A 17,195-nucleotide genomic window follows, 5' to 3' on the forward strand; every position below is an offset into this window, starting at 1 on the left:
TTGGGGAATCGCGGACCGATCCGATTTGTGGGCGACAAAGCGCAGGACGGAAGGCGTGCAATCGAACCGGCAAGGACTCGAGATACTCAGGAGTGTCGATGCGTCTCGACGCTACCGTCGACGTTGCTCTCCTCGGCGAAGAGATGACACGCGACCGGATGGTCGTCGTCTCCGAGGGTAGGGCGGTTCCGTTCACAGGGGCTCTCGTAGGCCTCGCGTAACCGGCTTGCAGCCCCGTCCCAATCGGCATCGGCGAGTTCGGCGAGCGCATCTTCGAGGATCTCGTCGTGACGCGGTGGCAACTCCCGCTCGAGCAGTCGGGTTTTCACCGTCGCAACGAACCCGGGCACGTCACGGGCCTGAACCTCGCCGTCTTCGGGATCGAACTCGTCGATCGACTCGAGCGAGAGGTCCCGCCCTTCGATCCGTTCGCGCACGTTCATGATTGCCCGGTAGTCAGCCTGGTCGATCCCGAGGTCGTCGGGCGGGATCACCTTGGGACATCGCGTCCGGAATCGACAGCCACTCGGTGGGTTCCGCGGCGACGGAACGTCGCCTGAGAGCGTTTCGCGGTCGCGGTCGCGCTCCTCGGTCGAGGCTCGCGGAACGCTCTCGAGGAGCGCCTCGGTGTAGGGATGTTTTGGCTCCTCGAAGAGGACGTCGGCCGGGCCGATCTCGACGATCTCCCCGAGATACATCACGGCGACCCGATCACAGACGTGCCGGATAACAGAGAGGTCATGGCTGATCAATAGGTAGGTGAGATCGAACTCGACTTGCAGATCACTGAGAAGGTTCAACACCTGTGCCTGCACGGAGACGTCCAGCGCCGACGTCGGTTCGTCGAGCACCAGAAAGTCCGGTTCGAGCGCGAGCGCACGGGCGATCCCGATTCGCTGGCGCTGCCCACCGGAGAACTCGTGTGGATACCGATCCAGCTGGTCGACGGAGAGTCCAACCGACTCGAGGAGGTCGTGGACGCGTTCGCGTCGTTCCGCTTTCGTCCCGACATCGTGGATGTCGAGTGGCTGCTGGACGATCTCGCCGATCGTCATTCGGGGGTCGAGACTCGAGAACGGATCCTGGAAGACGATCTGGGCATCAGCTCGGAAGTCGATGAGGGCGTCGCCGCTGAGTTCGTAGACGTTCTCGCCGTCGAACTCGACGCAGCCGTCTGTCGGGTCCTGCAGTCTCAAGAGCGTTTCACCGGTCGTCGACTTTCCGCACCCGGATTCGCCCACGAGGCCCAGCGTTTCTCCCTCGTAGATGTCGAAGCTGACTCCGTCGACGGCACGAACCGCGACCGGATCGTCGCCCAACAGTCGGTCGAAAAGCGAATCGTTCTCCCAAAAGTACTTCTCGAGTTCGTGGACCCGAACGAGCGGCTCGTCGTCGCGACTGACGGCGACGTCGGGTTCGTCTCGGGTCGGTCGGTCCGTACTCATGGCCGATCACCGCCGCGTTCCTCGAGAGTCCGGTGTGTCGATTTGCCATCCGCAGAGTCAAAACCGGGACCAGCCGTCTTCGAGTCGGCGTGTTCGCCCCTCCTTGATCGGCCGTCGGCGGAGTCGTCTCCGAGGACCCGCGTCTCATCGTAAGCCATCTCGGAGAGGACACACCGTGCGGTGTGGTGGTCGGTTCCTCCGGCGTCGTATTCCGGTGGATGCTCGAGACACGCGTCCATCGCCTTCGGACACCGATCGACGAAGTGACACTGATCGTCCATTTCGTGATCGAGCAGGCTCGGGACGTTCCCTGGGATCGGCTGTAGCCGACCGCTCGCTCCGTCGAGATTCGGTACCGAGCCAAGCAATCCCTCAGTGTACGGATGAACGTGGTCGTCGAACACGTCCTCGAGCGTGCCGCGTTCGACGATCTCGCCGGCGTACATGACGCCAACGCGGTCGCACATCCGCGCAACGACGCCTAGGTTGTGGGTGATCAGCAGGATCGTCATATCCATCTCCGCCTGAAGTTCATCGAGAAGGTCGAGAATCTGGGCCTGAATCGTCACGTCTAGTGCCGTCGTCGGCTCGTCGGCGATCAACACATCTGGTTCGCCCGCTAACGCCTGCGCGATCATCGCCCGCTGGAGCATGCCACCGGAGTACTCGTGAGGGTACTCCGCTGCGCGCTCGACCGGATCGGGGATGCCGACCAGTTCGAGCAGTTCAATGGCACGCTCGTGACTCTCATCGGTGACGTATCGCTTCGACGAGACGACCGAGCCGAGAATCATCGAGGTCAGCGAGTAGCGTTCCGAGCGAGCGCGGGTCGACCGTGGGTTTGCATGTGCCCGTCGTTGGACCTCGACGGCCTCGGCGATCTGTTCGCCGACGGTGATGGTCGGGTTGAAACTGCTCTGGGGATCCTGAAAGATCATGCTGAAGTGAGATCCACGCAGCGAACGTCTGGCCGACTTCGGTACTCGCTGAAGGTCGATGCTATCGCCGTCGACGGCTTCCGGGTGATCGTCAGCGATCGCAGCAGCGAGTTCGGGATTGCGATACCAGACCTCGCCGTCGGTGATCTCGCCGGGCGACTCGATCAGGTCGATAATCGATCGAGCCGTCACGCTTTTGCCCGAACCACTTTCACCGACGATTCCGTACGTCTCCCCGCGGTCGATCACGAGGTCGACACCGTCCACTGCGTTCACCTGCCCCTCATCGGTGAAGAATCTGGTCTTCAGTCCCTCGACGCGGAGTATTTGCGTAGTCATCTCAGCCAGCACCTCCAGCTCCTTCGCCCTCGATGTTCGGGTCGAGAGCGTCCCGTAGCCAATCGCCGAGCAGGTTGACACCGATCACGGCGAGAACGATACCGATTCCCGGAACGGTGGCGACCCACCATTGGTTGCGCATCACGTCGTGTCCCCGCTGAATCTCGTATCCCCACGAGAGCGTCGTTCCCGAGAAGCCGAGATACGAAAGCGAACTCTCGAGGAGGATGATCGCTGCGACTTGGATCGTCGCGAGCACGATAATGGGTGTGAGGCTGTTCGGGAGGACGTGTTTTCGAACGATCGTGGCGTGGCTTGCGCCGAGTGAGCGCGCCGCTTTGACGTATTCTTCGTTACGTACTGCCATCGCCTCCCCACGGGCGACGCGGGCGAACCACACCCAGGTGACGAGCGCGACCACCACCGTCACCATGCCGGGGAACGTGATCGATTCAGGCATTCCGTCCGCGAACCCGGCTGCAACGATCGGGTCCGGTATGCTGACAGTCCCGCGGCCGAACGCGCCCATCAGCGCCAGCGCGAGGACAAGCGACGGGAACGCCAGCATAATGTCGGCGACCCGCATTAGTCCGTCGTCGACTCGACCACCAAAGTAACCCGCAGCCAGGCCAACTGGAACACCGATAGCGGTCGCCAGTAGCGTTCCCGAGAGACCGACGAGCAACGACGTTCGGGCCCCATAGAGGAACCGCGAGTAGATATCCTGGCCGACATTGTTCGTCCCGAGAACGTGATCGGTGGTTCCCTCGACGGTGTGAGCCACACGTTCACCGTCTTGCGAGATGGTCATCTCGTCGGTCAACCCGAGCGGTGGATATGACGCCCCCATCTCGTCGTTGTGTCCCTGTTCGTTCGGGTTGTGTGTCGCTAACACCGGGGCGAACAATCCCATGAGGAGGATCGAAACGAAAATAACGATCCCGACTTTTGCTAACAGACTTCGACGTAGTTCCTTCGTCAGATTTGACTTGAGTCGATCCGGGATCATTTGTCGGTCACCTGCGGATTCAATCGGGCATAAAGCGCGTCGACGAAGATGTTAATCACGACGAACGCCACTGCAATAAAGAGGACGATACCCTGGACGACCGGCCAATCACCGTTCCGAAGCGACGTGATGAACATTTGTCCCAATCCGGGCCAGTTGAACACTTCTTCGGTGATCACCGCCCCACCCATCAACGTCCCGAGTTGGAGACCAAGTACCGTGATAATCGGGATGAGCGTGTTCCGAAGAACGTGTTTGTACCGAATCAGCGTCTCCGGCAGTCCCTTGGCTTCCGTCGCGGTTACGTACGGTTTCCCGAGTTCGTCGACCATCCCGCTGCGAGTCAATCGTGTAATCAGCGCCGTAAAATACGTGCCGAGCGTGATCGCTGGCAACGTAATATAACTGAGCCACGAGACTAAGTCGGCGGCGTATCCGTACCGAAAGAGGTTGTACATCGCCTCGTGGAACGCAACGCCACGACCCGACGTCGGGAGGAACCCGACCTGCATGGCTACGATCAGGATCAACATGATCCCGAGCCAGAAGTTCGGCGTACTGATCCCGACAAGCGAGCCGAGCGTCGCCGCATAATCCGCAGGCTCATCACGCCGTGTCGCACTGACAACGCCGAGAGGAATCGCGATAACGATCGCGACGACCGTCGCCGCCACGGCGAGTTCGACGGTCGCGGCGAAGTGTTGTGCGATGATGTCGTTGACAGATCGACGCTGGTTGTACGAAAACCCCAAGTTACCTGTCAAGAGATCACTAAGATAGGTGAAGTACTGGACGGATATCGGCTGATCGAGCCCGAGATCCTGTCGAATCTGTTGTCGGGTCGCCTCGTCAGGGACTTGACCAGCGACTAGGTTCACCGGATCGCCCGGCGAGAGCGCGCGTAGGGCAAACGTGATCGTCACGACGCCCCAGACGACGAACACTCCTTGTGCGATCCGTCGTATTAGAAACTTTCCGAATGCCATTCAGGTCACGTTCTTGAATTATGTGTATTAATCGATGTGCTTTCGGTCACCGTCATCTCCGGACTCGAGATCAGAGTCGGCCCGACGATCAGTCCATCTCCCAGACGAAGACGCTCTCGTCCTCTCGAGCGCTCCACTCGATGTCACTGGCAAGCCCGTAGATACTCTGTTGTTGGTGAAGGAAGACCCACGGTGATTTCTCGCGGGCCATCTCGTTGACCTCCTGAAGCATCGCCTCCCGAGTTTCGGGGTCGTCTTCGACTTGCGTTGCCTCGAGTTCCGCTTGGAGTTCCTCGTCGCGGAAGCTCTGGACGCCGCCGTCGTCGTGGAAGAACCCGTACATTCCGTAGTCGGCATCTCCCGTAATCACTCCCCACCCGATCAGGAAGAACGGGATCTCTTCGTGGTCCGGGCCGGCGGAGTTCGCATCCGAGATCACGTCGAACGGTTGGGTCTCGAGGTCACAGTCGACGTTCGGCAGTTGATCGATCTGATCGGCCGCGCGTTCGCCGACCTCGGCGTCGTTTAGGTATCGTCCTTCGGGGACGTGAAGCGTGATTTCTGCAGGGTCGTCCTCGGTAAACCCGGCCTCCTCGACAAGTTCTTCGGCCCGCTCGAGGTCGTGGTCGTACGGCTCGAGATCCGGGTTGTAGCCGTTGACCTCCGGCGGGGTCGGCTGGGACATCGGGGAGCCGCTGCCCAATAGGATGTCGCTGATGATCTCTTCGTTGTCGACCGCGTAGTTCATCGCCTGTCGGAACTCCTCGCTGTCGAACGGTTCGACCTCGTTTTTCATCGGCAGGAAGATGTTCCGGAACGAAGTGACTTCCTCGACTCGACTATCGGCGTCGTCCTCAACGTTTCCGACTTCGGTCGGCTGAACGTTGTCGATGAAGTCGGTCTCGTCGCTCAGCAGCGAACTCACGCGGCCGGAGTCAGAGGTTTCACCCTCGAAGACGAGTTCGGCGACGTGTGGCTCGTCGCCCCAATAGTCCTCGAATGGCTCGAGTACGATCCGGTTCTGTCCAGGGCTGTACTCGGTGACCTGATACGGGCCGGTGCCGTTGAACGCGGATGCGTCATCGCCGGAGATGACACCGTCGTCGGTCGTTGGTGCCTCGTTCTCGTACCACTCCTGACTGACCGCTCGGAGGTAGTTTCCGAACTCGAACTCCGCAAGTTGTGGTGCGCCGCTGTAGGAGAGTTCGACGGTGGTCTCGTCGATCGCTTCGGCTCCCTCGATTGATCCCAGACCAGCGACCTGATCCGAGACCGGTGGGACGTCGGGATCGATCTGTCGCTCGAGGGTGAATTCGATGTCGCTTGCGGTGAGTTCTTGGCCGTCGTGAAAGAGAATACCCTCTTGGATGGTCAACTCGACGGTTCCATCGTCGCCGTGTTCCCAGGTTTCGACGATACGGGGTTCCGGCTCCTCCCCTGGAGTTACGTCGAACAGCGGCTCGTAGACGTGGTCGTAGACGTTGAAATACGGCCCCGTGATGTGGTCGTTCGGATCCTCGACATCCGGAAATTCACCCTGCGTGATGGTGAGCGTATCGATCTCGATATCATCCTCGCCGTTCGGATCGCCGAGGCAGCCAGCGATCGATCCGAGTCCCGCTGAAACGCTCGCGGCTCCAGTGAGCTTCAAGATTGTTCGCCTGTCCGTCGTTGGCTTGTCAGCACCCTGCATATGACACACTGTTGGACGGGGGGTATTTATACGTAATGGTGGCATCAATCTGAGATGATACCCGAACGCAGGTACTCACGATCACACACCGATACGCCGACGATCCGCTCAGCGGGTGTCCGTCTCGCAGGGTGAACCCTGGCACAAGGTTAAATAACTCGCCGCATCTACTACGTGTATGGCCGCTCACGGCCGGTCAGCACTGCGGGACCTGTTCGACGAGTCGCCGACGCCGCATATCGCCCATCCTCCGCGGACACACCATCGTGACTTCTACGTCGCTACTGATGGCTCTTTCCGGGAGGCTGGCGGTGGGCTCGGCGCCGTTATCGAAACGCGCGACGGCACCCGCGTCACACGCATCGCGTCGCCGGATACGCCGCCGGACAACAACGTCGCCGAGTATCGGGCGCTGCACCTCGGTCTCGACGTCCTCGCCGCCCGCGCACCCGACGACGCCAGAGTCGGCGTACTCGTCGACCACGACGCACTCGCAAGCAACGTCAACACTACCGTGCTCGCGACGAGCTATCCCGACGGCGCGTCGCCACGGCCGGTTTCTATCCCCTCGGAAACCCGCTATCACTGGCGAGGTATCCAGGCCCGCCTGAACGGCTTCGAAGAAGTCCGTGCCGCCCGCATCGACAGTGACGACAACCCCGCCCACCCGCTCGCGAACGCCCCCGACCAGTACCGACACGTGAATCGCGAACCGGATCGATGCGTCCTGCCGGAGTCGCCTGAACCGACGGCGACCCAGTTTCCGCCACCGTCTCGAGCCGATCGAAACGGGGGCGGGCGCGCCTCTGACTAACGGTTCGTCGGGCGTGACGCTCGCCGATCGTCACTGTTTTCTCGTCGCTCGCTCGAGTCGTTGGCGATGAGCCTTCGGGTCGCCGTCGCCGCGCCGTTCGTCCAGCACGGGACGTCACGTCTCGAGGAGAGTGAGTTCGTCGTCTCGCTCTCGCTCGACCGCGACTGGTTCTCGCCCGATCAGGCAAAACGGCTGATCGATATCGCCGCCCAGGAGGGACTGCTCGAGCACGACGACGGGGACGTCGTCGCCGCGTTCGATCACGCCGAGGTCACTATCCCCGAGTCGTTCGCCCCCGACGAGGACCTGCTTCGGGAACGGTCGGCGTTCGAGCGAGTCCTCGACGCGCTAGTCGCCGAGGGCGTCGAGAAACACGAGGCCGTCGGCGCGATCAACAGCCTGCAAGGTGAACTCGGCGTGACGATCGAAGTCGCAGCCGTCATGTATGCCCGCCGAGAAGGCCTCGAGGTCGCCGAACTCGTGCCCATGGCTCGCGAAGCACTGCTCTCCGACGCCGCGAGCGAGTAACGAGGGATACACTGACTTTCGGTGGCTACTATAGGCCCGCGAGCCTCGGACACCGCACATGGTCGAAGAGCGGATCACCGACGGGAACCGAATCGCCCAGTTGCTCGCCTCGGAGCTCGATGGGCGCGAGGACCGCGGCCTCGAGCGGGTCGCCGTAACGAACGCGGATCGGGACGTCGAGCCGACGGCCGACGGCGCTCGAGCCTACGACGTGGTCGTGACCGACGGGGACGACGAGACTCGCTTCGCACGGGTATTCGTCCACGACGATCGGGCCCGACTCGAGTTCGAGGCCGGCCAGGAGGTCGCCGCCGAGGCGGGCGAGTCGGTCGACCTTCGCGTGCGTCCGAAAGCCGTCGAACCGCCACGGACGCTCGTGTTCGTCGAGAGCGGGGCCGCGGTGAAACGGGCGTCAGACGTCGTCCAGCGGGTCGCAACACAGCTCCGATAGGATCTCGGATGCCAATCGGTCCGTCGAGGGCGAGCGGATCAATCGGTTTTGTCCGTGGGTGGATAGCCCTTGTACATGACCCTGAACAAACAGTACACCAGCCCGTAGGTGAAACCGAATACGACTGCGTGCTCGAGCGAGATGATACCAGCCACCCCGATGAGTGAAATCACGATGAACGGAGCGAAAAAGTGAAGCAGGGTGTACGCAAGCGGGTGTGAGTCGATCCACGAATCCCACCACTCGAACCACGGGTCCCACCAGTACGATTCAGCATCCTGACTAGACTCCATACTGTAGAACGTGGGGGCAATCGTTGATAAACACTTCCACAATTGTGAAAATAGCCCCACCGGCCGCATCCTGACAGGAGCGGGGATCACCTCGCTAATCGGTTGTACAGCCAGCCGAAGACGTAGCCGAGGACGAACGCGTCGACGAACCCGAGGAGCGTCCCCCAGACGAGGTCGCCTGGTTCCCGACTGTAGCCGGGATAGATGTCCTCGAGCAGCAGTCGCCAGCGTTCGCCGTAGTCGGTGCCAGCGAACAGCTCGAGCAGGAAAACGACGAGGCTCCAGATGATTCCGGCCGAGAGGCCGAGCGCACGTGAGTCGACGGGCCCAGTCATAGTGTCAGCTAGAACGGACAGCCCCATTACAGCTCCCCTGAGATCGAAGGCTCGAGGCCGCGCTCACTCGCGGCCAGCGACGACCGCCGGGATCTCGGTCGCGACCGCCGCCTGTCGAACGTGTGCGATGGCCCGCGGGTCCGGGTCGGGGCCGTCCTCGAGGAGGACCTGAATCACGTCCATCCCCGCGTTCGTGGCCCCGTAGACGTCGGCATCGACCTCGTCGCCGACGTAGACCACGTCACCGGGTGCAACTGCAAGTGCGTCAGCGATCGCGTCGAACGCCCGCCGGTCGGGTTTTCCGGCCTCGAGTTCGCCCGTCACGAGCGCGGCGTCGAAGGCGTCCTCCCAGCCCAGCGTCTCGAGTTTGTCGCGCTGGGCACGGACGGGGCCGTTGGTAAGCAACCCGACGCGATAGCTGTCCCTGAGTTCGGCGAGCATTTCCTCGACGCCAGGGAGGGGCTCGAGCGTCTCGGCGATCGTCTCGCGGTAAGCTCTGGCGAGTTCGACGGGGTCGGCCTCGGCCTCGCGGTCGGCGAGCAAGTCCGCGAAAATCGGCTCGCGCGTCTCGCGCGTGAGGTTTCGACGGTGGGCCTCCAGGTACTCCTCGCGGGTCAGTGTCGGCGCGTCGGCGGCGTCGACGGCCTCCCGGAGAATAGTCGTGCGATCCCGTCGCGGGACGGCGAGCGTGTAATCGAGGTCGAAGACGACCGCCCGTGGCATAGCCGTCAGAGGGGGCTCGAGGGGGTTGAACCTATCCCTTCGGGCCGACGTGGCTGGACTATGGCCAAAAACAGTGGCGGGCGCGGTCAGCTGAGGCCATATCGGCGAGGTCGTCCGAATGGGGCTGCTGGACATCGGGTTTCGACACCGTTAATTCACCACGCCGGATTCGTCCGAACAGAATGGTCTCTGAGGTAACGCTCACCGTCGATCTCGCCATTATTTTGCTGGGTGCGACGCTTGCCGGCTTCGTCGCGAAACGGACGGGCCAGCCGACGATCATCGCGTACATCGTCGCGGGGGTCGTCATGGGACCGGCGGCCCTCGGTATCGTCGAGGTTAGCGAGCTCACCGAGTTGCTCTCCGAACTCGGCCTCGCGTTCTTGCTGTTTTTACTCGGGATCAAGATGCGACTCGACGAGGTCCAACACGTTCTCTCACCGATCGTCAAAATCTCGATCCCTCAGATGACGGTGGTCTTTCTCGCTGGGTTCGGCATCGCGCTCGCGTTGCCGCCGTTTGGCCTCCTCGAGGCGTTTCTGATCGGATTAGCGGTGATGTACAGTTCGACGGCGGTCGTCATCAAGATGTTAAACGACAAAGACGAGGCGACGTCGTTACACGGGAAAATCGACGTCGGCGTCCTCCTCGTCCAGGACATCGTCGTCGTCATCATCCTGGCGGTGCTCGCGGCCGGGCGGCCGGACGACCTCGCCGAAGTCGCGACGACGCTCGCCGTCGTCCTCGTGCTCGTCGCCATCGTTACCCTCGCGGCTATCGGTGCCTCCCGATCGGTGCTGCCGACGGTGTTCCGTCGTATCGCCGACGATAAGGAGGTGTTCTTCCTCGTCGCTATCGCCTGGGCGTTCCTGTTCGTCTTCGTCTCCGACAACGTCAATCTCTTTCTCGCCCCCTTCGGCATCGAGGCCTATCTCTCGATCGAGATGGGGGCGTTCATGGCAGGGCTGGCGATCGCCCAGCTCCCCTACAGCAAGGAACTGCAGGACCGGGTCAACCCGCTGACGGACCTGTTCGTCATGGTGTTTTTCGTCTCGGTCGCCCTCGACTTAGAGGCCGCCCAGTTGCTGGCTCACTGGCAGGAAGCGATCCTCGCCGCGCTGGTGTTGATGCCCGTGAAATTCCTCGTGTTCTTCTACCTGATCGACTGGCAGGGCTTTGACTCCGAGACGACGTTCCTCGGCTCGATCAACATGATCCAGGTCAGCGAGTTCGGCATCATCGTCGCCGCCGTCGCTTTCGAAGGCGGGTTCATCGAGGCCGAGGTGCTCGGGTTCATGACGCTGCTGGCGATCTTCACGATGGCCGTCTCGGTGTACTTCGTCGAGTTCAACCACGCGTTATACGAGCGGTTCGAGCCGACGATCTCCCGCTGGACTGGCGACGGCGAGTTCGGGGGCGGGAAACGTGAATACAGCGGTCACGCAGTCGTCGTCGGTTACGACGACGTGACGCGGAATGCGCTTCCGATCCTCGACGCACACTACGAGGACGTGGTCGTCATCGACCGGACGGTCGGACACATCGAGGCGCTCAAAGAAGAGGGATACGACGCCATCTTTGGAGATGCCCACAACGCCACCATCCGGAAAGATGCGGCGGTGAAGAAAGCGGACTTTGTCCTCTCCTCGTCGGTCCAGCCGACGGTGAACGAAGTGTTGCTCAGGGAGGCCAACGACGACGCGACCACGTTCGTCGAAGCGAAGCGCATCGACCATGCGCGCGACTTCTACGACAGCGGTGCACACTGCGTGATCATGACCCCGTATCTCTCAGCCGACAGACTCTCGGAGTACCTCCGGTCGTACCTCGAGGGAGCGGAAGAGGTTTTGGACGAAGCGATCGACGGCGACGTCGAACTGTTGCAAACGGCGAATCCGTTCCCGGATCCCCGCAACCAGCTCGAGGGTGGTCTCGATGAGTGAGTTGCTCACCGCGGTCTCGATACTCTTCATCGTGGCAGGGCCGTTCCTGGTCCTCGCCAACCGGTTTGGCCTGCCGACGGTGCCGGCGCTGGTCCTCGCCGGAGTCGTCGCCGGGTGGGTACTCGAACCGGACCCACTGCTCGAACTCGCGTACTACGGGATCGCCCTCCTCGTGTTCACGTTCGGTGCCCGGATCGATCTCGAAGCGATTCGGACGGTGATCGTCGACGGAGAACTCGCGGCGATCGGACAGATTCTCGTCGTCGGGTCGCTCGGTGTCGGGTTTGCCGTCGTCCTCGGCGTGTCGCCGACCGACGCAGTCTACCTCGGAATCGCTGCTGCACTCTCGTCGACCATCGTCGGGACGGCGCTGCTCCAGCGGGAGATCATCATGGATCTCGTCTACGGCCGACTGTCCCAGTCGCTGCACTTCGTCCAGGATCTGCTCGCTATCCTCTTCGTGCTTCTCCTCGGCGCTGGCACGCTCGAGGCGGACTACGTGGTTCCGGCGCTTGCCGCAGGTGTGGCGCTGTTGCTCGCGGCTATCTTCGTCAACCGATATCTGTTCGACGTCATGGGTCGACTCGCGGGAGACTCGGACGAACTCATGATCCTTGGCGTCATCACGTTGCTCGCGGCGTTCGTCGGCGTCGCCGAGTTCGTCGGCGTCTCGATCGTCGTCGGGGCCTTCGCTGCCGGGCTCGCCGTTCGACACGACCCCGTCGAGTATCTCGGCCTGTTCAACGGCCTCCAGTCGCTCAGGGACTTCTTCGTCGCGATCTTCTTCGTCACGATCGGGGCGCTCGTCGTCTTCCCGTTCGTCGAAGTCGGGTGGGCCGAGTCCGTCGAGAAACTGCTGCTGGCCGGGGGCCTCGTGCTCCTGACCGCGGTGGTGAAACCGGCCGTCACCACAGCGATTCTGGTGGCTCGCGGCTACGAGGCCCGCTCGGCGACGCTCGCCAGCCTCAACACCGACCAGGTCAGCGAGTTCGCGCTCATCATCGCCATCCAGGCGCTCCTGCTTGGGGCGGTGAGCCCGTCGGTCTTCGACGCGATCATCCTCGCGGCGGCGGTGACGATGATCACCTCGAGTCTCACCCACCGGTACAACGAGGAAATCTATCGAGCGCTCGCCGACCGTGGTGTCATCAGCGGCCGGCACGACCGAATCGACGAGTGGAGCGACGTGCCAGCGGATCTCACGGACCACGTGATCGTCGTCGGTTACGGCCGACAGGGACAGAAGCTGGTCGAGACCTGCGAAGAACTGGGACAGCCCTACGTCGTCATCGAGAACGATCCCGCCCGCAGAGGAGCCGTTACGATCGACTGTGAAGCCGCCGTCATCGGGGACGCGATGGAAGATTATACCTGGGAGAAGGCGAACGTCGACGACGCGAAACTCATCGTCTCGACGGTCGACTCCCGGCTTGTCTCGCGGCGTATCCTCTCGCTCGACGTCGACGCCGACGTGACGCTACGGGCTGGCGACCGGGAAACCGCCCTGGAACTGGTCGACGAGGGAGCGCTGTACGTCGGCCACCCAGACCTGCTCGCGGGCCAGCAACTGGCCCACCAGATCCAGGCGGTACTCGCCGGCGACCTGACGCGTGAGGAGTTGCGAGAACGACAGCGAGGCGAACTCGAGCGTCTCGCCGACTACGTCCCGCTTCACCTTCGTTAACTCCGAAGCGGCTCTCGACCGCCAGGGAGCGTCCCGTCGGGGGTCCAACGCTCCGTAGCCGAGAGATCACCACGATTTTGTCGTCGGCGTCGGTACATCCTGTCGTGTTCGACACCAGTCAGGCACTCCGGATCGGCCGCAACCTTCTCGTCTACACCGTTGGCGTCGCACTACTGGTCGTCGCTGCACTCGGACTGGCCGACGCGATCGACCTCGAGACGATCATCGCCGCGCCGCTGTTCGTCGTGGGACTGGTCCTCGTTCTCGTCGTCCACGAGCACTTTGGCGGCCCGGTGTGAGCCGCCACTTCCGGCTTCTTTCGAGCGAGCAGCCTCGTTCAGCGCCCACAGAGTCGTGACCTGTTAGCGGTAGCATATGGATGGACCGTACCGGTGGCCGTCGCAATCTCTCGACACGCTATCGATCCGTGAAGAGAACCTCAGCAGCCGCCGAGATCAGAGCCGTTCCTCGCGTGTCGCAAAGCCGTAGCGCTCGAGCGTTCGGAAATAATCCCGTTGTGCTCGCTCGAGTTCGTCCGGTTCCGTCTCGCCCGCGGCGAGGTCCTCGACGGTCACAACTAACTGTTCACCCGCGAGGACGTCCGGGACGGCGACGTGAGTCGCACCCGCATCGAGCAGTTCGTCCGCCTCGGCTGCCGATTCTGACCGGAGCATGACGTCGGCGTCGGTCTCGAGGTCGAGTACCATCTCCGACACCGGCCGGTGGTCGACCGTCGAGCAGATGAGCGCCGCTTCTTCGACCTGTGCTTTCTCCCAGGTGTACGCCGCGAGCGCATCGCCGAGCACGTAATTGCGACATTCGGCATCGAGTTCGTCCCACAGCACGGGGTCGTTCTCCACGACGACGTACGGCGTCTCGTGTTCCTCGAGTCTCTCGACGATACGGCGACCGATTCGGCCGTACCCGACCACGACGACGTGTTCGGAGAGGTCGTCGACGCTGCTACGCTCGTCGACTTTTCGCGTGTGTTGACCGTGAAACAGCCTGGCGACGACGGTCTCGAAAACGACGTCTTCGGTCCGTCGTCCCAGGAACGTCAGGAGCATCGTCACCGCCGCCGCGAGGATGATCGCGTCGAACATCGGATCGGCAATCGTCCCCATCAACAGCGCCTGGATGGCGATGATGAGCGCGAACTCGCTGACCTGATTGAGACTCGAGCCAGCCAGAAATGCCGTTCGGGTGTCGTAGCCCTCGTAGACGAACGACACGAGGTGAACGAGCGGGTTCACAAAGAGGACGAGCGCTGAGAGTGCACCCGCGATGACGAGCACCTCGAGCGATGGGACCGCGACCAGCGCGCCGACGGTAACGAAGAAGATGGCGACGAAGAAGTCGGTGATCGAGTCGATTCCGTTCTGGACCTCGAGTGCCTGCGTGCCGTCGCTTCGGATGGCGACGCCAGCGGCGAAGGCCCCGACGACGATCGAGAGACCGATGTACTCCGCGGCCGCGAGAAACGCGATCAGAATCGAGATGCTCCCGACGAGGACGAGTTCGCCGTCACCGTCAGCCAGTCGAACTACAATCGGGAAGCCATGGCGGTAGATGAACAGCCCTGTGAGGACCAACACGACCCCGTAGCCGATCTGGGCGGCGATGGCATCGGCCGTGACGACCGTTGTGCTGAGGATCAACAGCAACGCGATCGCGACCAGATCGTCGAAGAAGTGGATCGACGATGCCAGCCGACCATGGACGAGATTCTCGCGGATCTCCGTCCCGAGCAAGACGCCGCCGACCAGCGAGGAGCTCAGGATAACGGCCGCAGCGAAGTAGACAGCGTTGCGAACCGGATCGGCGAAGCCGAACAGATCGCCGAAGAAGTAGCCGACTCCGAAGGCGATCGGCGCGACGACGACCAGTTGCGTGACGGCGGCGACTTCTGCGTCGCGAAGCACCGTCTCGACGTCCCCGAAGTCGATCCGAATCGCGAAGGCGAACACGAGGAATGCGATTCCCCACTGGGCGAGCACGATGATCTCCGCTTCCGTGACGAACCGCCCCGCGATCAGTCCCGCGATGATGTAAAACGGAATCGGCGAGAGACCGAACTGGTTCGCAAGCAGCGACAGGACCCCAGCCGTCACGAAGACGACCGCCAGCGCGATCACCAGTTCCTCAGCCATCGAACTCACCTCCGGACGTCTCGTCGACATCGGGGTCGGCGGTCGACGCCGGGTCGATTCGTCTCTCGCGCGCCTCGAGGCGGTCCGCGGATCGTCGGTGCTGGCCTCGGACGCGCTCGACGTCTCGAGCGACTGCGTCGTCAAACGCGTCTCGGTTCGTGACGTACAGTTCGACGTACTCGGTCAGCTTCTCGGCTGCGAGATGTGACGTCATGATGACGTAGGTCGCACCGCGGTCGTAGAGCGCGCGGGCGTCACCGATCCGCTCGGCTTCGACGAAGACCGTCGCGTCGTCGGCGACCTCCGCGAGCAACGCTTCGTTCACTTCGCGTTCGACGCTCGAACTCAACACGAACGCCGCACCCTTGAGGTTCGCTTCCTTGCGGACTTCGGTGTGGCGGAAGTCACCGAAGACGAACTCGTAGCGGCCTTCGGCCTCGAGTTTCTCGATGTGGTCGGTCTGGCGGTCGATGACGACGACCTCGCCGTAGCGGTCCTCGAGCAGCGAAAGCGCCTGTTCGGTGATCTCGTCGTAGCCGATGGCGATCGCGTGCCCCTCGTAGGTGCCTATCTCGGCGTCTTTCTCGTCGTCGGAGTCGAACCGGCTAAACCACGGCTCGAGTCGCTCGTAGATCGCGTGGTTGTAGGCGATGAGGTACGTCGAGATGCTCATCGTCAACAGCGCCATGAGGCTCAGATAGCCGAGTACGTCGGAGCCGATGTAGCCCTGTTCGATCGCGAGCGCCCCGACGATGAGTGAGAATTCGCTGACCTGCACCATGTTGAGCGAGCCCAGGAACGAGGTTTCGACGCCGAATCCTTCGCGGTCGATGAGATAGAACATGATCCAGAAGTTGCCGATCATCAGGACGATCGAGGCGACGATCGCCTGCCACCAGTAAGCGAGTAGGCTCGAGAGGCCATCGATCTGGAGGCCGATCGTGGCGAAGAAGACGAGAATGAAGAAGTCGGTGATCGGGGTGATCCGATCCTCCAGCTCTTTACTGTAGGGCAACTGCGCGATGCTGATGCCTGCGAGGAACGCACCGACTTTCGGATCGAGGTCGGCACCTTCGGCGATGGCGACGAACAGAAATGCCCAGGCGATGGCGACGATGAGGAACACGTCCTTGTTGTCCGCGATACGTCGGAACAGGCCCGGGAGGATGTACCGAGACGATAGAAGCGAGAAGATACCGATGAACGACATCATGACGAGGATGATCCCGAGAGTCGATGCGATGTCCGCTGGTCCACCGAGTTCGTCGGTCGCGAACAGTGCGAGGACGATTACGAGGTAGATGTCCTGGACGATGAGCACGCCGACGTCGATCTTCCCCGGCAGGCTGGTGATCTCGTCTTTGTCGGTGAGGATCTTGACGATGATCGGCGTCGCGCCGAACACCGTTGCGAGCGCGATAACCAGGATTTCCTCCGTAGCGAAACCGAGCGCCCACGCCACGAGGAACGCGAGCGCCGTCTGGAGAACCGTCTGTCCGACGGCGACGTTCGTCACTGCCGGAAGGATCTCACGAATATCCTCGAACCGCATCTTCAGCCCGAGCAAGAACAGCAGGAACGCAAAGCCGAGGTCGGCCATCAGTTCGACCAACCCCTCGTTGGTCACGATATCGAACGCGACCGGACCGAGAAGAATCCCCGTGAGGATGTACGCGATGATCGTCGGCTGGCCCGTCTGGCGAGCGATAAGGCCGATGACCGTCGCGACGACGACGATGATCGCGAAATCAGCAGCGAGTGCAATTTCACTCATCGTCTGATAAGTCGTTTCACACTCTCTCCGTGATGCCTAAACGTGTTTTCATACGCTGAGTGGACGTGAGACGATACCACAGCGGCGACT

The 17,195-nt window shown here is 62.1% G+C and carries 16 protein-coding genes; 6 read left to right on the forward strand and 10 right to left on the reverse strand.

Annotated elements, in window-relative coordinates:
* Window positions 1-86: 86 nt before the first annotated feature.
* From AArc1_RS08070 to AArc1_RS08090, 5 genes are all read right to left on the reverse strand, one after another.
* A complete protein-coding gene (locus AArc1_RS08070; protein WP_117363875.1) occupies window positions 87-1,445 on the reverse strand; it encodes an ABC transporter ATP-binding protein in 1,359 nt (452 codons plus the stop codon).
* Complete coding sequence (locus AArc1_RS08075; RefSeq protein ID WP_117363876.1) at window positions 1,442-2,722, reverse strand: ABC transporter ATP-binding protein; 1,281 nt, start codon at window positions 2,720-2,722, stop codon at window positions 1,442-1,444. Before AArc1_RS08075 ends, AArc1_RS08070 begins: the two co-directional genes overlap by 4 nt.
* A 1-nt stretch (window position 2,723) precedes the next feature.
* Window positions 2,724-3,731 carry an ABC transporter permease gene (locus tag AArc1_RS08080; protein WP_117363877.1) on the reverse strand — a complete coding sequence of 336 codons (1,008 nt, stop codon included), beginning with the start codon at window positions 3,729-3,731 and terminating at the stop codon, window positions 2,724-2,726.
* Entirely contained in the window at window positions 3,728-4,717 is a 990-nt protein-coding gene (locus tag AArc1_RS08085; RefSeq protein WP_117363878.1) for an ABC transporter permease, read from the reverse strand. Before AArc1_RS08085 ends, AArc1_RS08080 begins: the two co-directional genes overlap by 4 nt.
* 88 nt (window positions 4,718-4,805) lie before the next feature.
* Complete coding sequence (locus tag AArc1_RS08090) at window positions 4,806-6,410, reverse strand: ABC transporter substrate-binding protein (protein WP_117363879.1); 1,605 nt, start codon at window positions 6,408-6,410, stop codon at window positions 4,806-4,808.
* Between the two features lie 178 nt (window positions 6,411-6,588).
* Between AArc1_RS08090 and AArc1_RS08095 the strand changes: the two genes are divergently transcribed.
* The 3 genes from AArc1_RS08095 to AArc1_RS08105 all read left to right on the forward strand — a co-directional run bounded on the left by AArc1_RS08095 (window position 6,589) and on the right by AArc1_RS08105 (window position 8,203).
* On the forward strand, window positions 6,589-7,224 hold the full coding sequence (locus tag AArc1_RS08095) for a ribonuclease H family protein (RefSeq protein ID WP_117363880.1): 636 nt from the start codon (window positions 6,589-6,591) through the stop codon (window positions 7,222-7,224).
* Between the two features lie 66 nt (window positions 7,225-7,290).
* Window positions 7,291-7,752: a DUF2240 family protein gene (locus AArc1_RS08100; RefSeq protein WP_117363881.1), complete on the forward strand. Its 462-nt coding sequence runs from the start codon at window positions 7,291-7,293 to the stop codon at window positions 7,750-7,752.
* A gap of 58 nt (window positions 7,753-7,810) precedes the next feature.
* On the forward strand, window positions 7,811-8,203 hold the full coding sequence (locus tag AArc1_RS08105) for a hypothetical protein (protein WP_117363882.1): 393 nt from the start codon (window positions 7,811-7,813) through the stop codon (window positions 8,201-8,203).
* Between the two features lie 38 nt (window positions 8,204-8,241).
* Here the strand turns inward: AArc1_RS08105 and AArc1_RS08110 are convergent, their stop codons facing one another.
* The 3 genes from AArc1_RS08110 to AArc1_RS08120 all read right to left on the reverse strand — a co-directional run bounded on the left by AArc1_RS08110 (window position 8,242) and on the right by AArc1_RS08120 (window position 9,554).
* Entirely contained in the window at window positions 8,242-8,496 is a 255-nt protein-coding gene (locus tag AArc1_RS08110; RefSeq protein WP_117363883.1) for a hypothetical protein, read from the reverse strand.
* A gap of 86 nt (window positions 8,497-8,582) precedes the next feature.
* Entirely contained in the window at window positions 8,583-8,831 is a 249-nt protein-coding gene (locus tag AArc1_RS08115; protein WP_117363884.1) for a bacteriophage holin, read from the reverse strand.
* 63 nt (window positions 8,832-8,894) lie between these two features.
* A complete protein-coding gene (locus AArc1_RS08120) occupies window positions 8,895-9,554 on the reverse strand; it encodes an HAD family hydrolase (RefSeq protein ID WP_117363885.1) in 660 nt (219 codons plus the stop codon).
* Between the two features lie 182 nt (window positions 9,555-9,736).
* Here AArc1_RS08120 and AArc1_RS08125 point away from each other — a divergent pair, with 182 nt between their 5' ends.
* The 3 genes from AArc1_RS08125 to AArc1_RS08135 all read left to right on the forward strand — a co-directional run bounded on the left by AArc1_RS08125 (window position 9,737) and on the right by AArc1_RS08135 (window position 13,480).
* A complete protein-coding gene (locus AArc1_RS08125) occupies window positions 9,737-11,497 on the forward strand; it encodes a cation:proton antiporter (protein WP_117363886.1) in 1,761 nt (586 codons plus the stop codon).
* Entirely contained in the window at window positions 11,490-13,181 is a 1,692-nt protein-coding gene (locus AArc1_RS08130; protein WP_117365828.1) for a cation:proton antiporter, read from the forward strand. Before AArc1_RS08125 ends, AArc1_RS08130 begins: the two co-directional genes overlap by 8 nt.
* A 104-nt stretch (window positions 13,182-13,285) precedes the next feature.
* On the forward strand, window positions 13,286-13,480 hold the full coding sequence (locus tag AArc1_RS08135; RefSeq protein ID WP_117363887.1) for a hypothetical protein: 195 nt from the start codon (window positions 13,286-13,288) through the stop codon (window positions 13,478-13,480).
* Window positions 13,481-13,636: 156 nt separating this feature from the next.
* On the opposite strand, the gene AArc1_RS08140 is transcribed toward AArc1_RS08135, so the two are convergent.
* Both AArc1_RS08140 and AArc1_RS08145 read right to left on the reverse strand, forming a co-directional pair.
* Window positions 13,637-15,331: a cation:proton antiporter gene (locus AArc1_RS08140; protein WP_117363888.1), complete on the reverse strand. Its 1,695-nt coding sequence runs from the start codon at window positions 15,329-15,331 to the stop codon at window positions 13,637-13,639.
* Window positions 15,324-17,105 carry a cation:proton antiporter gene (locus AArc1_RS08145; RefSeq protein WP_117363889.1) on the reverse strand — a complete coding sequence of 594 codons (1,782 nt, stop codon included), beginning with the start codon at window positions 17,103-17,105 and terminating at the stop codon, window positions 15,324-15,326. The genes AArc1_RS08140 and AArc1_RS08145 overlap by 8 nt, the downstream gene beginning before the upstream one ends.
* Between the last annotated feature and the right edge of the window lie 90 nt (window positions 17,106-17,195).

The organism is Natrarchaeobaculum sulfurireducens (genome assembly GCF_003430825.1).
Taxonomy (GTDB): Archaea; Halobacteriota; Halobacteria; order Halobacteriales; family Natrialbaceae; genus Natrarchaeobaculum; species Natrarchaeobaculum sulfurireducens.

What these genes read in the sequence shown, in the direction of transcription:
- AArc1_RS08120 (WP_117363885.1), bottom strand. Translation starts at nt 9,554, where the DNA reads ATGCCACGGGCGGTCGTCTTCGACCTCGATTACACGCTCGCCGTCCCG.
- AArc1_RS08100 (WP_117363881.1), top strand. Translation starts at nt 7,291, where the DNA reads ATGAGCCTTCGGGTCGCCGTCGCCGCGCCGTTCGTCCAGCACGGGACG.
- AArc1_RS08090 (WP_117363879.1), bottom strand. Translation starts at nt 6,410, where the DNA reads ATGCAGGGTGCTGACAAGCCAACGACGGACAGGCGAACAATCTTGAAG.
- AArc1_RS08080 (WP_117363877.1), bottom strand. Translation starts at nt 3,731, where the DNA reads ATGATCCCGGATCGACTCAAGTCAAATCTGACGAAGGAACTACGTCGA.
- AArc1_RS08105 (WP_117363882.1), top strand. Translation starts at nt 7,811, where the DNA reads ATGGTCGAAGAGCGGATCACCGACGGGAACCGAATCGCCCAGTTGCTC.
- AArc1_RS08085 (WP_117363878.1), bottom strand. Translation starts at nt 4,717, where the DNA reads ATGGCATTCGGAAAGTTTCTAATACGACGGATCGCACAAGGAGTGTTC.
- AArc1_RS08115 (WP_117363884.1), bottom strand. Translation starts at nt 8,831, where the DNA reads ATGACTGGGCCCGTCGACTCACGTGCGCTCGGCCTCTCGGCCGGAATC.
- AArc1_RS08075 (WP_117363876.1), bottom strand. Translation starts at nt 2,722, where the DNA reads ATGACTACGCAAATACTCCGCGTCGAGGGACTGAAGACCAGATTCTTC.
- AArc1_RS08130 (WP_117365828.1), top strand. Translation starts at nt 11,490, where the DNA reads ATGAGTGAGTTGCTCACCGCGGTCTCGATACTCTTCATCGTGGCAGGG.
- AArc1_RS08145 (WP_117363889.1), bottom strand. Translation starts at nt 17,105, where the DNA reads ATGAGTGAAATTGCACTCGCTGCTGATTTCGCGATCATCGTCGTCGTC.
- AArc1_RS08110 (WP_117363883.1), bottom strand. Translation starts at nt 8,496, where the DNA reads ATGGAGTCTAGTCAGGATGCTGAATCGTACTGGTGGGACCCGTGGTTC.
- AArc1_RS08070 (WP_117363875.1), bottom strand. Translation starts at nt 1,445, where the DNA reads ATGAGTACGGACCGACCGACCCGAGACGAACCCGACGTCGCCGTCAGT.
- AArc1_RS08125 (WP_117363886.1), top strand. Translation starts at nt 9,737, where the DNA reads ATGGTCTCTGAGGTAACGCTCACCGTCGATCTCGCCATTATTTTGCTG.
- AArc1_RS08095 (WP_117363880.1), top strand. Translation starts at nt 6,589, where the DNA reads ATGGCCGCTCACGGCCGGTCAGCACTGCGGGACCTGTTCGACGAGTCG.
- AArc1_RS08140 (WP_117363888.1), bottom strand. Translation starts at nt 15,331, where the DNA reads ATGGCTGAGGAACTGGTGATCGCGCTGGCGGTCGTCTTCGTGACGGCT.